Below are 13,602 nucleotides of genomic sequence, written 5' to 3' on the forward strand. Positions count from 1 at the left end.
TCAGTCAGTTATGCAGCATCAGTCGCCCGTCAAGCGGCGCGTTTCCCGGCAGATCAAGGTAGGCTCGGTACTGGTTGGTGGTGATGCGCCAATCTCGGTACAGAGCATGACCAACACCGAAACCTGCGACGTGGCAGCCACCGTGGCCCAGATACGCCGCCTGGAAGAGGTGGGTGCCGATATCGTGCGGGTATCGGTGCCGAGCATGGAGGCCGCCGAAGCCTTTGGCGAGATTCGCAAGCAGGTGGGCATCGCCCTGGTCGCGGATATTCACTTCGACTACAAGATTGCCCTGCGCGTGGCCGACCTGGGTGTCGACTGTCTGCGCATCAACCCGGGCAACATCGGTCGCGAGGACCGCGTCAAGGCGGTGGTGGACGCCGCCCGTCACAACGGCATTCCGATCCGCATCGGCGTCAACGCCGGGTCGCTGGAAAAGGACCTGCAGAAAAAGTACGGCGAGCCGACACCGGCGGCGCTGGTCGAGTCGGCCATGCGTCATGTCGAGCACCTGGATCGCCTGGATTTTCAAGATTTTAAGGTCAGCGTGAAGGCCTCCGACGTGTTTATGGCCGTCGATGCCTACCGCCTGCTGGCCACGCAAATTGAACAGCCTCTGCACCTGGGGATTACCGAAGCCGGTGGCCTGCGCTCTGGCACGGTAAAGTCTGCGGTCGGGCTTGGCATGCTGCTGGCCGAGGGCATTGGTGACACCATCCGCATCTCGCTGGCCGCTGATCCGGTCGAGGAGATTCGTGTCGGTTTCGATATCCTCAAGTCCCTGCGTCTGCGTTCACGTGGTATCAACTTCATCGCCTGCCCGAGCTGCTCGCGGCAGAACTTTGATGTGGTCAAGATCATGAACGAGCTGGAGACACGGCTCGAGGATGTGCTGACCCCCATGGACGTGGCGGTGATTGGCTGCGTGGTCAATGGCCCGGGCGAAGCCAAAGAGGCCGATATCGGCCTGACCGGCGGCACGCCGAACAACCTGATCTATCAGGACGGCAAGCCGGACCAGAAGGTGGATAACCTGGAGCTGGTCGACCGGCTGGAAAAAATGATTCGAGACAAGGTCGCAGCCAAGCAGGCGGCGGAAGCCAATACCATCGCCCGCGGCTGAGCGGCCCAGTAATTAGGAAAGCGACTTTGAAGACCCTGCAAGCCGTGCGCGGCATGAACGACATCCTGCCCGCCGACAGCGCGCTCTGGCAGTATCTGGATCGCACCGTAGCCGACCTGCTGGCTGGCTACGGCTACCAGCAGATCCGCCTGCCCATCGTCGAGCCGACCGAGCTGTTCAAGCGCTCGATTGGCGAGGTGACCGATATCGTCGAGAAGGAGATGTACACCTTTGACGATCGCAACGGCGACTCCCTGACCCTGCGCCCAGAAGGCACCGCCGGCTGCGTGCGCGCCATGCTGCAGCACGGTCTGCTGGGCGGCGGCGTGGGCCACAAGGTGTGGTACACCGGCCCGATGTTCCGTCACGAGCGTCCGCAGAAAGGGCGCTACCGCCAGTTTCATCAGATTGGTGTGGAAACCTTCAACTTCGCAGGCCCTGACGTCGACGCCGAGCTGATCGTGCTGTCCTGGCGCCTGTGGCAACGCCTTGGCATCAGTGGTGCGGTCAAGCTGGAGCTCAATAGCCTGGGCAGTTCGGAAGACCGCGCGCGCTACCGTGACGATCTGGTGGCGTATCTGCAGGCCCGTTTTGATCAACTGGACGAGGATAGCCAGCGCCGCCTGGCCAGCAACCCGCTGCGTATCCTCGACAGCAAGAACCCGGATACCCAGGCGCTGCTGGTTGAGGCCCCCAAGCTGGCCGACTACCTGAATGAAGAGGCGCGTGCGCACTTCGCCGGCTTGCGCAAGCTGCTGGATGCAGTAGGCATTCCCTATGAAATCAATCCGCGCCTGGTGCGCGGGCTGGACTACTACGGTCTGACGGTGTTCGAATGGGTCACCGATCAACTGGGCGCCCAGGGCACTGTCTGTGCCGGTGGGCGTTACGATGGTCTGGTTACCCAGCTTGGCGGCAAGCCTGCTCCGGCCGTTGGCTTTGCCATGGGCATGGAGCGCCTGTTGCTGCTGATCGAGACCCTGGAGCAGGTGCCGGCTGAACTGGCCCGTCAGGTCGATGTCTACCTCGTCACCCTGGGGGAGGCTGCCGAACTCGCTGGCCTGCGTCTGGCCGAGCAGCTGCGCGACGCGCTGCCCGAGCTGCGCTTGGTCGTGCACGCCGGTGGCGGCAGCTTCAAGAGCCAGTTCAAGAAGGCCGACAAGTCCGGCGCATTGTTCGCGCTGGTGCTGGGTGAGGACGAAGTGAGCGCCGAGCAGATCGGCCTCAAGCCGCTGCGCAGCGGCGCAGAACAGGAAAACCTGAGCTGGCAGGCGTTGCCGGCTCGGCTTGCAGAGATTATCTGAACGGCATGATCCGTTCTCGGTACCGCTAAGGAGCATTGCGTGGCTTACGACACAGAAGAAGAACAGGTAGAAAAACTGCGAGAGCTCTGGCAGCGCCATGGCGCGCCGCTGCTGACCGGTGTTGCTCTGGCACTGGCCGGTGTCTTTGGCTGGAATGCCTGGCAGAACTACCAGACGACTCAGGCGCAGAACGCCTCTACCCTCTATCAATCGATGATGGAAGCGGTGCTGGCAAGCGATACCGAAGCCTCCCGTGCCCGTGCCGCCGAACTGGCCGCACAGCTGCGCGATGAATTTGATCACACCCGTTACGCTGACTTTGCCGCGCTGATGCAGGCGCGTCTGGCCGTAGAGGCGCGGGACTTCCCTGTTGCCGAACAGAGCCTGCGTGAGCTGCTCGAGAGCACTGACGATGTGGCCCTGCAGGAAGTTGCTCGCCAGCGTTTGGCTCGCATCCTGGCTCAGCAGGAGCGCGCGGAAGAAGCGCTTGATCTGTTCAGCGCACCGATCAGCGGCGCCGAGTTGACCGCCAGCCGCGAGGAAGTGCGTGGCGACCTGCTGGTCAGCCTGGGCCGCACCGAGGAAGCTCGCGCCGCTTACAAGGCAGCAGTAGAGGCGCTGACTGACGCTTCTGCACGCCCGCAATTGCAATTGAAGCTCGATGATCTGGCGGAGGAAGCCTAGTGAAGATGTTGTCTCGTTGTCTGATCCTTGGTCTGTCCGCGGCCGTCATGGTGGGGTGCAGCTCCAGCAAGAAGGAGCTGCCGCCGGCCGAGTTGGAAAAGTTTAATGCCGAGGTCGAGCTGGACCGCATCTGGAAGCGCAATGTCGGGGTTGGTCAGGGCGACCTGTACAACAACCTGACCCCCGCGCTGGACGGCCTGACACTCTACGCTGCCGACGCCAAGGGGCGTGTAGTTGCTCTGGAGCGTGAGACCGGCAAGGAAAAGTGGGAAGTCAAACTCAAGGAGCCGCTCTCGGGCGCGGTTGGCGCTGGCGGTGGTCTGGTGCTGGTCGGCACCCTGGATGGGCAGGTGATTACCCTGGATGAAGCCGACGGCAGCGAGAAGTGGCGCGCCCAGGTATCCAGTGAAGTGCTGGCTGCCCCGCAGACCAACGGCGATGTTGTGGTGGTACAGACCCAGGACGACAAGCTGGTTGGCCTGGATATCAGCAACGGCGAGCGGCGCTGGATCTACGAATCGACTCTGCCGGTACTGACCGTGCGTGGCCATAGCGAGCCGGTGGTTGATGTCCGTCAGGTGTTCGCGGGTCTGGCCAGTGGCAAGGTTGTAGCGCTGTCCGCCGAGACCGGCATCCCGATGTGGGAGCAGCGTGTAGCACAGCCCACAGGGCGCTCCGAGCTGGAGCGTATGGTCGACATCGACGGCCGTCTGCTGCTGGATGACCAAACCCTGTACGTGGTGTCCTATCAGGGCAACGTGGCCGCACTGGATGCCCAGTCCGGTCGTCCGCTCTGGCAGCACGCTGCCTCCAGTTACGTTGGGCCCGGCGCCGGTTTTGGCAGTGTCTACATCAGCGAAGCCGACGGCACCGTTCAGGCGCTGGATGCCGGCAGTGCGACCGAGCTGTGGAGCACCGAAGCGCTGGCCCGTCGTCAACTGACTGCGCCGGTTGCCTTCAGCAACTTTGTGGCAGTGGGTGACTTTGAGGGTTACCTGCACCTGCTGGGTCAGACCGACGGCCGCATGGCCGGTCGTGTCCGGGTAGACGGCGACGGCCTGCGTGCTGCGCCGCTGACCGTGGGTGACCTGCTGTTTGTCTATGGCAACAGCGGCGACCTGGCTGCCTACAAGCTGAAGTAAGCCGAAAAGCGGTTATACTTTCCCGGCCGTTACACAGTCAGGTGTAACGGCCGTTTTGTTTTTTCTGCACAGCAGATGTGCGCGGAGTAATCATGGTTCCTGTCATCGCCCTGGTGGGGCGGCCGAATGTCGGCAAATCCACGTTGTTCAACCGTCTGACCAAGAGTCGCGACGCCATTGTTGCCGACGTCTCCGGGTTGACCCGTGACCGCCAGTACGGCGAGGCCGTATGGCAGGGCAAGCCTTATATCGTTGTCGATACCGGCGGTATCAGTGGTGACGAGGAGGGCCTGGATCTGATGATGGCGGGGCAGTCCCTGCAGGCCATCGAAGAGGCCGATGCCGTGCTGTTTCTGGTCGACGCGCGTGCTGGTCGCACCGCTGGCGATGAGCAGATTGCCGCGCACCTGCGCAAACGCAACAAGCACACCTATCTGATTGCCAACAAGATTGACGGGGCTGACCCGGATGCGATTCTGGGTGAGTTTGCCACCCTGGGTCTGGGGCAGCCGCTGGGTATCGCGGCGGCGCATGGGCGCAATATCAACCCGATGCTGGACGCAGTGCTCAACGACGAGAGCTTGCAGGTTACCGGTGAAGAGGGGCGCGTGGTTGAGCCCATCGGCACCAAGATCGCAATTATCGGCCGCCCCAACGTGGGCAAGTCCACGCTGGTCAACCGCATGCTCGGAGAAGACAGGGTGGTGGTATTCGACCAGGCCGGCACCACCCGCGACAGTATCTACATTCCCTACGAGCGCCATGAAAAGCCCTACACGCTGATCGACACTGCCGGTGTGCGTCGTCGCGGCAAGGTGTTCGAGGCCATCGAGAAGTTTTCGGTGATCAAGACCCTGCAGGCGATTCAGGACGCCAACGTGGTGGTCTTTGTCATCGACGCCCGTGAGGGTATCGTCGAGCAGGATCTACATCTGCTGGGCTTTGTGCTGGAAGCGGGCAGGGCGCTGGTAATTGCCGTTAACAAGTGGGACGGCATGGCGCAGGAAGAAAAGGACTTCGTGAAGACCGAGCTGGAGCGCCGGCTGATCTTTGCCCAGTTTGCCGACCTGCACTTTATCTCGGCACTGCATGGCAGCGGCGTGGGCTTGCTGTACAAGTCGGTCGATCAGGCCTACAGCGCGGCGATGACCAAAATTCCGACTCGCCGCATGACCGAGATTCTGGAAGACGCGGTGACCGAGCACCAGCCGCCGATGGTCAACGGCCGCCGGATCAAGCTGCGTTACGCGCACCTTGGTGGCTCCAACCCGCCGATCATCGTGGTGCACGGCAATCAGGTTGATTCTGTGCCCCGCTCCTATACCCGCTATCTTGAGAATACCTTCCGCAAGGTGCTCAAGCTCAAGGGCACCCCGATTCGGGTGGAGTACAAGGGCAGCGACAACCCCTACGCCGACCGCAAGAACACGCTGACCGAGCGTCAGGTGAACAAGAAGCGTCGGTTGATGAGCCACAACAAGAAAATGAAGAAAAAGGGCAGGGACAAGCGCTGATTCTGCTCTGACAAGAAAGCCGGCATTGCACCGGCTTTTTTGTGTCTGCTGTTTAGTTCACGGGACGGTTCTGATGTTTCGTAGGGACGCGACATGTCGCGTCCGCAAGGAAGGCGCCCAGCCCCGTGACAACCGTCAACGCTACATCGCCGGATAATCGGTGTAACCCTCGGCGCCGCCGCCGTACAGGGTGCGTGGGTTGACCTGATTCAGCGGCGCACCGGCCTGCAGGCGGGCGACCAGGTCGGGGTTGGCGATGTAGGGACGACCAAAGGCTGCAAACTGCGCCAGGCCGCTATCAATCGCTGCAGAGGCGCTGTCGCCATCCAGGCCGCCAGCGAGGATAAAGTCACCCTTGTAGACCTTGCGCAGCGCTGCTAGCAACTCGTCGAAGCCTTCGTAGCTGCCACCGGCCCAGTCGGGCTTGTTGACGTGCACGTAGGCCAGGCCGCGGCTGTTCAGCTCGCCCAGCAGGTAGCTGAACGTCTCCAGCGGGTTGGCGTCTTCAACCCCGTTAAAGGTGCCAAGCGGCGAGATACGAATGCCGACAATGCCTGCATCGCCTGCGGCGGCAATGACGGCATCAACCACGTCCAGCACCAGACGTGCGCGGTTTTCGACGCTGCCGCCGTAGTTGTCGGTGCGCTGGTTGCTGTTGGAGCAGAGGAACTGGTCTAGCAGATAGCCGTTGGCAGCGTGAATTTCTACGCCGTCAAAACCGGCTTGCAGTGCGTTGCGGGTGGCCTGTGCGTAGGTTTCCACGACCTGCGGCAGCTCTGCGGTTTCCAGCGCGCGCGGAGTTGAGGCGGCCGCTTTGTGGTGGCTGCCGTCCGGCTCCTGCACATATACATCGGCCTTGGCGGCAATCGCTGATGGCGCCACCGGTGCCTTCCCGTTGGGTTGGATCAGAGTGTGCGAGATGCGGCCAACGTGCCACAGCTGCAGGAATATCCGGCCGCCGGCGTTGTGTACCGAGTCGGTCACGGCCTTCCAGCCGTCGATCTGCTCTGCGCTGTGGATGCCGGGCGTCCAGGCATAGCCCTGCGCCTCGGGGCTGATCTGCACACCTTCACTGATGATCAGGCCGGCGTTGGCGCGCTGGGTGTAGTACTCCACGTTCAGCGCCTGCGGCAGGTTGCCGGGTTGGGCGGCGCGTTGGCGCGTCAGCGGCGCCATGACCACGCGGTTGGGCAGATCAAGGCTGCCCAGGCGGGCAGGTTGAAACAGGGTAGTGCTGGGCATGGATGTCTCCCGGATTCAGTCATCAGCGAATTACCAATGCCGGATATTATGGGGGTGGCAAACTTTTTAACAAGTACGTACGATTTGCGCAGTCACTTACCATGAGGTAACCATTGATGACCGAAGAGCAGCTGCGTATCGCCGCCAGCAAGCGCCTGGAGCGCGACGGCAAGGTCTTCTCCACGCCGATTGAGGTTACCCTCGACGTGATTGGCGGCAAATGGAAGTCGGTGCTGGCCTATCACATCATTCAGGGCCCGCAGCGCTTTTCCGAACTGAAGCGGCTGGTGCCGGGGATTACCGAGAAGATGCTGACCCAAACGCTACGTGAGCTGGAGCGCGACGGGGTGGTCAGTCGGACGGTGTTTGCCGAGGTGCCACCCCGGGTTGAATACCGGATCACCGAGCACGGCGCCAGTTTGCAGCCGGTACTGGCAGCGATGTGTGCGTGGGGCAGAGGGCACTGGCAGCAGGTCGCTGCCAGTACAGAGGGCTGAAGCGCGGGGCATGGCCCCGCGAGCTCAGTGTCAGGCGGCTTGTGCTTCGGCCTGACGCAGCGCGCGGTTAAGGGCGCTGAACAGAGCACGGAAGGTCGCGGTGGTCAGGTTCTCGTCAATGCCGATACCGTGCAGCGGGCGGCCGTTATCGAGGCGAATCTCCACATAGGCGGCGGCTTTGGCGTTGCTGCCGGAGCCGATGGAGTGCTCGTGGTAATCCATGATCTCGATCTTGACCGGCAAGCCGGCGACCAACGCTTCCAGCGGGCCTTTGCCCAGGCCGCGCCAGTGCAGGGTGTCGCCCTTGTTGAGCACTTCCACGTCGACGGCACTGGTGCCGTTCTCTTCCTGCAGGCGATGACGAATCAGCGCGTAGGGGCTGGTGGCTTGCAGGTATTCTTTCTCCAGCAAGCCGTGAATCTGCGCGGCGGTCAGCTCCAGACCCAGGCGGTCGGTTTCACCCTGCACCACTTGGCTGAACTCAATCTGCATGCGGCGCGGCAGGCTGATGCCATATTCCTGCTCCAGCAAATAGGTAATGCCGCCCTTGCCTGACTGGCTGTTGACGCGGATAACCGCCTCGTAGCTGCGACCGATGTCGGCCGGGTCAATCGGCAGGTAGGGCACTTCCCAGACACCGTTCGGATCCTGCTGGCTGAAGCCCTTGCGGATCGCGTCCTGGTGCGAGCCGGAGAAGGCGGTGTGCACCAGATCGCCCACGTACGGGTGGCGTGGGTGCACCGGCAACTGGTTGCACTCCTCGACCACCTTGCGCACCGCGTCGATATCGGAGAAGTCCAGGCCGGGGTGCAGGCCCTGGGTGTACATGTTCAATGCAACGTTGACCAGGTCAACGTTGCCGGTGCGCTCGCCGTTGCCGAACAGGCAGCCTTCGACGCGGTCAGCACCGGCCATCAGGCCCAGCTCGGTCGCAGCAACGCCAGTGCCGCGGTCGTTGTGGGTGTGCAGGCTCACCAGCACGCTGTCGCGGCGGCTGATGTGGCGGCAGAACCACTCGATCTGGTCGGCGTAGATGTTCGGCGTGGATACTTCTACGGTGGCCGGCAGGTTGAGGATCACCTTGTTCTCCGGCGTCGGCTCCCACACATCCAGCACGGCGTCACAGACCTGCACGGCAAAGTCCAGCTCGGTCGAGGTGAAGATTTCCGGCGAGTACTGGAATGTCCACTGGGTTTCGGGCTGTTTGGCGGCCAGCTCTTTGATCAGTTTGGCAGCGTTGACGGCGATATCGGTCACGCCCTGCTTGTCCTGCTTGAAGACGATGCGGCGGAAGCTCGGTGCGGTCGCGTTGTAAACGTGAATGATCGCCTTCTTGGCGCCACGCACGGACTCGAATGTGCGCTCGATCAGGTCGGCACGCGCCTGGGTCAACACCTGAATGGTGACGTCGTCCGGAATGTGGCCATCTTCGATCAGGGTGCGCACAAAGTCGAAATCGGTCTGTGAGGCAGACGGAAAGGCCACCTCGATCTGCTTCAGGCCCACGGCAACCAGCGTCTTGAAGAAGCGCAGCTTGCGTACCGGGTCCATCGGCTCGATCAGGGACTGGTTGCCATCACGCAGGTCAGAGCTGCACCACACCGGAACTTCGGTGATGGTGCGGCTGGGCCACTGGCGGTCAGGAATGTCGATCGGCTGGAACGCACGATACTTGCTGGACGGATCTTTGAGCATGCTCATGGTTTGGGTTTCCCTGGGCTGGTTGGCCTCTTGTGAAGGCCAAAGGCAGTAACTAATAAGGAGTTAGTTGCAGTAGAAGGTAATGGCTGTAATTTTTGGTTGCAACAACTTGAAAAAAATTGGCAGAAATCACCTCTATGGCGATAAATGTTGGATTTTATTGCCTGGGTTTCGTGTTTTCTGCCAGATGTTTGCGCGGCGATGTCAGGCTGCCGCTAAGGAAGCACTGATTAATTCCGCATGCCCCCTGGCATTCAGGTTGGGCCGCAATCAAGGTGTGGTTTCGAAGGCATGTCGGGACCTGTCGAGAAATCACAACGCAGAGTGCGGCCCAGCATGAGCACTCGCAGAGAGCGTGTGGAATTGATCGGCGCTTCCTTAAGGCTCGAAGGTGCCGATGAAAATCGCAGGGTCAATGCGGTTGCCGTTCAGGCTGACGTTCCAGTGCAGGTGCGGGCCGGTAGCGCGGCCGGTTGAGCCCACTTTGCCGAGCACGCCGCCACGGGGGATTTCCTGCCCCAGTTCGACATCAACGGCTGACAGGTGGCAGAACATGCTGATCAGCCCCTGGCCGTGGTCGACGAACACGGTTTTACCGTTGAAGAAGTAATCGCCCACCAGAATTACCTTGCCTGCGGCGGGTGCCTTGATCGGGGTGCCGGTGCTGGCGGCAAAGTCGAGGCCCGAGTGCGGGTTGCGTTCCTCGCCATTAAAGAAGCGACGCACACCAAAGGGGCTGGACTGACGGCCCGGGACGGGGCGGTCAAACAGCAGGTTGCTGGGTTGGCGTGGGCTGAACTGCGCGTAGGCGTCGGTCTGTTCCTTCAGTTCACGCTGAATGCGTGCCAGCTGGGCCGGCGCCGGGTTGACCTGGCTTTGGTTGCGCAGGGTGATGTGCTGCTGATCGTACTCCCGCGGGCCGACGGTAAAGCCCAGCTGGCGTCCGTCTGCCAGGGTGATGTGTTGCTGGCCGGTGGCGGTATCCAGGCTTAGCCCGACGATGGCGATCCAGCGTTGGCCGTCCTCGCGAATGGTCAGCAGCGGTTTGCCTTGATAGGTAGCGCGGGGCGCTTCGGCCTGCTCAGGCAGGGCTACTACTGCAACGCCGCCGGGTACCGGCTTGTCGAGCAGGCGGGTGATAAAGCCGTCGGCCAGGGCCGGCAGGCTGAACGCCGCCAGCAGCAGTGTCGCCAGCGGGCGGCGCAGGTGATGTAGGTGCATGGCTTAATCCAGCAATGACAGGGTGTGGGGTTCGTCTTTTATTACCTCTACCGCCAGCGTGCCGTCCTGCAGGCGCGCGCTCAGGCGCTGGCCCGGGCGGGTGTCGCCGGCGCTGCGCACCGCTTTGCCGTGCTGGTCCAGCAGAATGCTGTAGCCGCGGCCCAGGGTGGCCAGCGGGCTCATTAGGTGCAGCGCCTGTACTTGTTGCTGCAGGCGCGTTTGTTGCTGCTTGAGCTGCTGCTGCATGGCGCGCGGCAGGCGCTGATCCAGTTGCTGCCATTGTTCCTGCAGGCGCTGCAGGCGGCGGCCCGGATGTTGGGTGGTCAGCCGTGTCTGCAGGTGTTGCAGGCGCTCGTTGCGCTGGCGCAGGCGGTTTTCCAGCGCGCGGCGCAGGCGCAGTTCCATTTCATCCAGGCGCTGGGCCTGCTGGCTCAGGCGCTCGCCGGGGTGGCGCAGGCGGCGGCGCAGGCCGTCCAGTTGCAGGCGGGCGCGGCTCAGACGCTCGGCCAGTCGTTGCTGCAAGCGGCGCTGCAACTGCTCGACCTGGCGCAGCAGCGCCTGGCGGTCCGGGCTCAGCAGTTCTGCCGCCGCCGACGGGGTGGGGGCGCGCACGTCGGCGACAAAGTCACTGATCGAGATATCGGTTTCATGGCCCACGGCGCTGATGGTGGGCGTGCGGCAGGCGGCCAGTGCGCGGGCAACCATCTCTTCGTTGAACGGCCACAGGTCTTCCAGCGAGCCGCCACCCCGGCTGAGGATGATGGCGTCAAAGCCGGCGCGGTCGGCTCGCTCCAGCGCCTGCACCAGTTGCGGTGCGGCCTCGCGGCCCTGCACTGCGGCCGGCACGATGACCAGTTCGATAAAGGGCGCGCGGCGGCCAAACACGCTGATGATGTCGCGTACCGCCGCGCCGCTGGGCGAGGTGATCACGCCAATGCGGGTCGGGTGTTCGGGCAGCGGCTGTTTGCGCTCGGTGGCAAACAGGCCCTCGGCCTGGAGTTTGGCTTTCAGTTCCTCAAAGGCCTGGCGCAATGCGCCGTCACCGGCAGTCTCGACGCTGTCGACAATCAGCTGATAGTCGCCACGGCCTTCGTACAGGCTGACGCGGCCGCGAGCGCGGATCTGCTGGCCGTCGCGCATGGCCAGCCGTACGCGAGCGGCATTCTGGCGAAACAGAGCGCAGCGGATCTGCGCGCGGTCGTCCTTCAGAGTGAAGTACATATGGCCGGAGCTGGGCCGAGACAGATTGGACAGCTCGCCCTCAACCCAGATACGCGGAAAGACATCTTCCAGCAGCTGTCTGGCACGGGCATTCAATTGGCTGACGCTGAGCACGTCTGGCTCGGCGGTGAGCTTCTGAAACAGGTGGTCGTCGTTCATTGGCGCATTCTAACAGGCTGCTGAAAATCTACCCGCATTGTCGCTGCCGCGTTAATCGTACACATATGTTTTATGACAATTGCGCCGGCGTGCCGGCTTTTGGCCTTGCAAAGACAGCCGCGACTGCGCGCTCAACGCCTTGCCGCCACGCCTTGCGTTTTCTGGCATTTAGAGTACTCAAGCCAATTGAGTGCAACCGGGCTGACAGGTATAATGGCGCGCTTCCATTTTTCCCGCTCGGGAGCCTGCTATGCTGCGTATTCGCCAAGAAGCACTTACCTTTGATGACGTTCTCCTGGTGCCCGGATACTCCGAGGTCCTGCCCAAGGACGTGAGTCTCAAGACCCGTCTGACTCGTCGTATCGAACTGAACATCCCGTTGCTGTCCGCTGCTATGGACACGGTCACCGAAGCCCGTCTGGCGATTGCCATGGCGCAGGAAGGTGGCATGGGCATCATCCACAAGAACATGACCGTCGAGCAGCAGGCCGCCGAAGTACGCAAGGTCAAGAAATTCGAGTCTGGCGTGGTACGTGACCCGATCACCATCGACGCCAGCGCCACGGTTGCCGACCTGATCGAGCTGACCAGCCAGAACAACATCTCCGGCGTCCCGGTGCTGTCTAACGGCGACCTGGTCGGTATCGTTACCGCCCGTGATATCCGCTTTGAAACCCGCATGAACGCGCTGATCAGCGACGTCATGACGCCGAAAGACAAGCTGGTGACCGTCAAGGAAGGTGTTGCCGCTACCGAAGTACGCCAGCTGCTGCACATCCATCGCATCGAAAAAGTGCTGATCGTTGATGACGCTTTCCGTCTTCAGGGCATGATGACCGTCAAGGACATCGAAAAAGCCCGCGCCTACCCGAATGCCGCCAAAGACGATCAAGGCCGCCTGCTGGTTGGCGCCGCGGTTGGCACCGGCCCCGAGACGCCGGCCCGCGTTGAAGCGCTGGCCGCTGCTGGTGTTGACGTGATCATCGTTGATACTGCGCACGGTCACTCTAAGGGCGTGATCGACCGCGTTAGCTGGGTCAAGCAAAACTTCCCCGACATTCAGGTCATCGGCGGCAACATCGCCACCGGTGCAGCCGCCAAGGCGCTGGCCGAGGCAGGCGCTGATGCGGTCAAGGTCGGTATCGGCCCCGGCTCCATCTGCACCACCCGTATCGTTGCCGGTGTTGGCGTACCGCAAATCTCCGCTATCGCTGATGTGGCTGCCGCGCTGGAAGGCACCGGCGTGCCGCTGATCGCTGACGGCGGCATTCGCTTCTCCGGTGACCTGGCCAAGGCCATCGCCGCCGGTGCATCCGTTGTGATGATGGGCTCCATGTTTGCCGGTACTGAAGAAGCACCGGGCGAAGTCGAGCTGTTCCAGGGGCGCTCCTACAAGGCTTATCGTGGTATGGGCTCGCTGGGCGCCATGGCCAACTCCGGCGGCGGTTCGGCTGACCGTTACTTCCAGGATTCCAGCGCTGGCGCCGAGAAACTGGTACCGGAAGGGATCGAAGGTCGCGTGCCGTACAAGGGCGCACTGGCTGCCATCATCCATCAGTTGATGGGCGGTCTGCGTGCCTCCATGGGTTACACCGGCTCCAGCTCCATCGACGAGATGCGTACCCAGCCCGAGTTTGTTCGCATTACTGGTGCCGGCATGAGTGAGTCGCACGTCCACGACGTACAGATCACCAAGGAAGCGCCGAACTATCGGGTAGGTTGAGCGCAGCTCAACCCGCCAGCGGCAAGCTGAGAGCCTCAAGCTGCAAGCAGTACGGCGTGTACTTGTAGCTT

The 13,602-nt window shown here is 62.3% G+C and carries 11 protein-coding genes; 7 read left to right on the forward strand and 4 right to left on the reverse strand.

The features are described from left to right. Positions 1 to 10 precede the first annotated feature (10 nt). From ispG to der, 5 genes are all read left to right on the forward strand, one after another. Entirely contained in the window at positions 11 to 1,123 is a 1,113-nt protein-coding gene (gene ispG, locus BM116_RS05510; protein WP_083727562.1) for a flavodoxin-dependent (E)-4-hydroxy-3-methylbut-2-enyl-diphosphate synthase, read from the forward strand. 26 nt (positions 1,124 to 1,149) lie between these two features. Then, the gene (gene hisS / locus BM116_RS05515; RefSeq protein ID WP_268874565.1) at positions 1,150 to 2,427 is read left to right on the forward strand and encodes a histidine--tRNA ligase; all 1,278 of its coding nucleotides are present in this window, start codon (positions 1,150 to 1,152) and stop codon (positions 2,425 to 2,427) included. 39 nt (positions 2,428 to 2,466) lie between these two features. Beyond that, positions 2,467 to 3,111: a YfgM family protein gene (locus BM116_RS05520; protein WP_083727564.1), complete on the forward strand. Its 645-nt coding sequence runs from the start codon at positions 2,467 to 2,469 to the stop codon at positions 3,109 to 3,111. Positions 3,112 to 3,116: 5 nt separating this feature from the next. Further along, on the forward strand, positions 3,117 to 4,253 hold the full coding sequence (gene bamB / locus BM116_RS05525) for an outer membrane protein assembly factor BamB (protein ID WP_083727610.1): 1,137 nt from the start codon (positions 3,117 to 3,119) through the stop codon (positions 4,251 to 4,253). A 92-nt stretch (positions 4,254 to 4,345) separates the two neighbouring features. Then, complete coding sequence (gene der / locus BM116_RS05530) at positions 4,346 to 5,767, forward strand: ribosome biogenesis GTPase Der (RefSeq protein ID WP_083727566.1); 1,422 nt, start codon at positions 4,346 to 4,348, stop codon at positions 5,765 to 5,767. A 141-nt stretch (positions 5,768 to 5,908) separates the two neighbouring features. Here the strand turns inward: der and BM116_RS05535 are convergent, their stop codons facing one another. Continuing rightward, entirely contained in the window at positions 5,909 to 7,009 is a 1,101-nt protein-coding gene (locus tag BM116_RS05535; RefSeq protein ID WP_083727568.1) for an alkene reductase, read from the reverse strand. Between the two features lie 116 nt (positions 7,010 to 7,125). Between BM116_RS05535 and BM116_RS05540 the strand changes: the two genes are divergently transcribed. Continuing rightward, the gene (locus BM116_RS05540; RefSeq protein ID WP_083727570.1) at positions 7,126 to 7,506 is read left to right on the forward strand and encodes a winged helix-turn-helix transcriptional regulator; all 381 of its coding nucleotides are present in this window, start codon (positions 7,126 to 7,128) and stop codon (positions 7,504 to 7,506) included. Positions 7,507 to 7,536: 30 nt separating this feature from the next. On the opposite strand, the gene leuA is transcribed toward BM116_RS05540, so the two are convergent. The 3 genes from leuA to xseA form a co-directional block, all read right to left on the reverse strand. Further along, the gene (leuA, locus tag BM116_RS05545; RefSeq protein ID WP_083727572.1) at positions 7,537 to 9,207 is read right to left on the reverse strand and encodes a 2-isopropylmalate synthase; all 1,671 of its coding nucleotides are present in this window, start codon (positions 9,205 to 9,207) and stop codon (positions 7,537 to 7,539) included. A 378-nt stretch (positions 9,208 to 9,585) separates the two neighbouring features. Continuing rightward, positions 9,586 to 10,428 carry a peptidoglycan DD-metalloendopeptidase family protein gene (locus BM116_RS05550; protein ID WP_083727574.1) on the reverse strand — a complete coding sequence of 281 codons (843 nt, stop codon included), beginning with the start codon at positions 10,426 to 10,428 and terminating at the stop codon, positions 9,586 to 9,588. Between the two features lie 3 nt (positions 10,429 to 10,431). Beyond that, on the reverse strand, positions 10,432 to 11,808 hold the full coding sequence (gene xseA, locus BM116_RS05555) for an exodeoxyribonuclease VII large subunit (protein WP_083727576.1): 1,377 nt from the start codon (positions 11,806 to 11,808) through the stop codon (positions 10,432 to 10,434). A 250-nt stretch (positions 11,809 to 12,058) separates the two neighbouring features. On the opposite strand from xseA, the gene guaB reads away from it, so the two are divergent. Next, positions 12,059 to 13,531, forward strand: coding sequence for an IMP dehydrogenase (gene guaB / locus BM116_RS05560; RefSeq protein ID WP_083727578.1), 1,473 nt, complete (start codon positions 12,059 to 12,061; stop codon positions 13,529 to 13,531). Positions 13,532 to 13,602 lie beyond the last annotated feature (71 nt).

The organism is Halopseudomonas pachastrellae (assembly GCF_900114765.1).
In the GTDB taxonomy this organism is placed as follows: domain Bacteria; phylum Pseudomonadota; class Gammaproteobacteria; order Pseudomonadales; family Pseudomonadaceae; genus Halopseudomonas; species Halopseudomonas pachastrellae.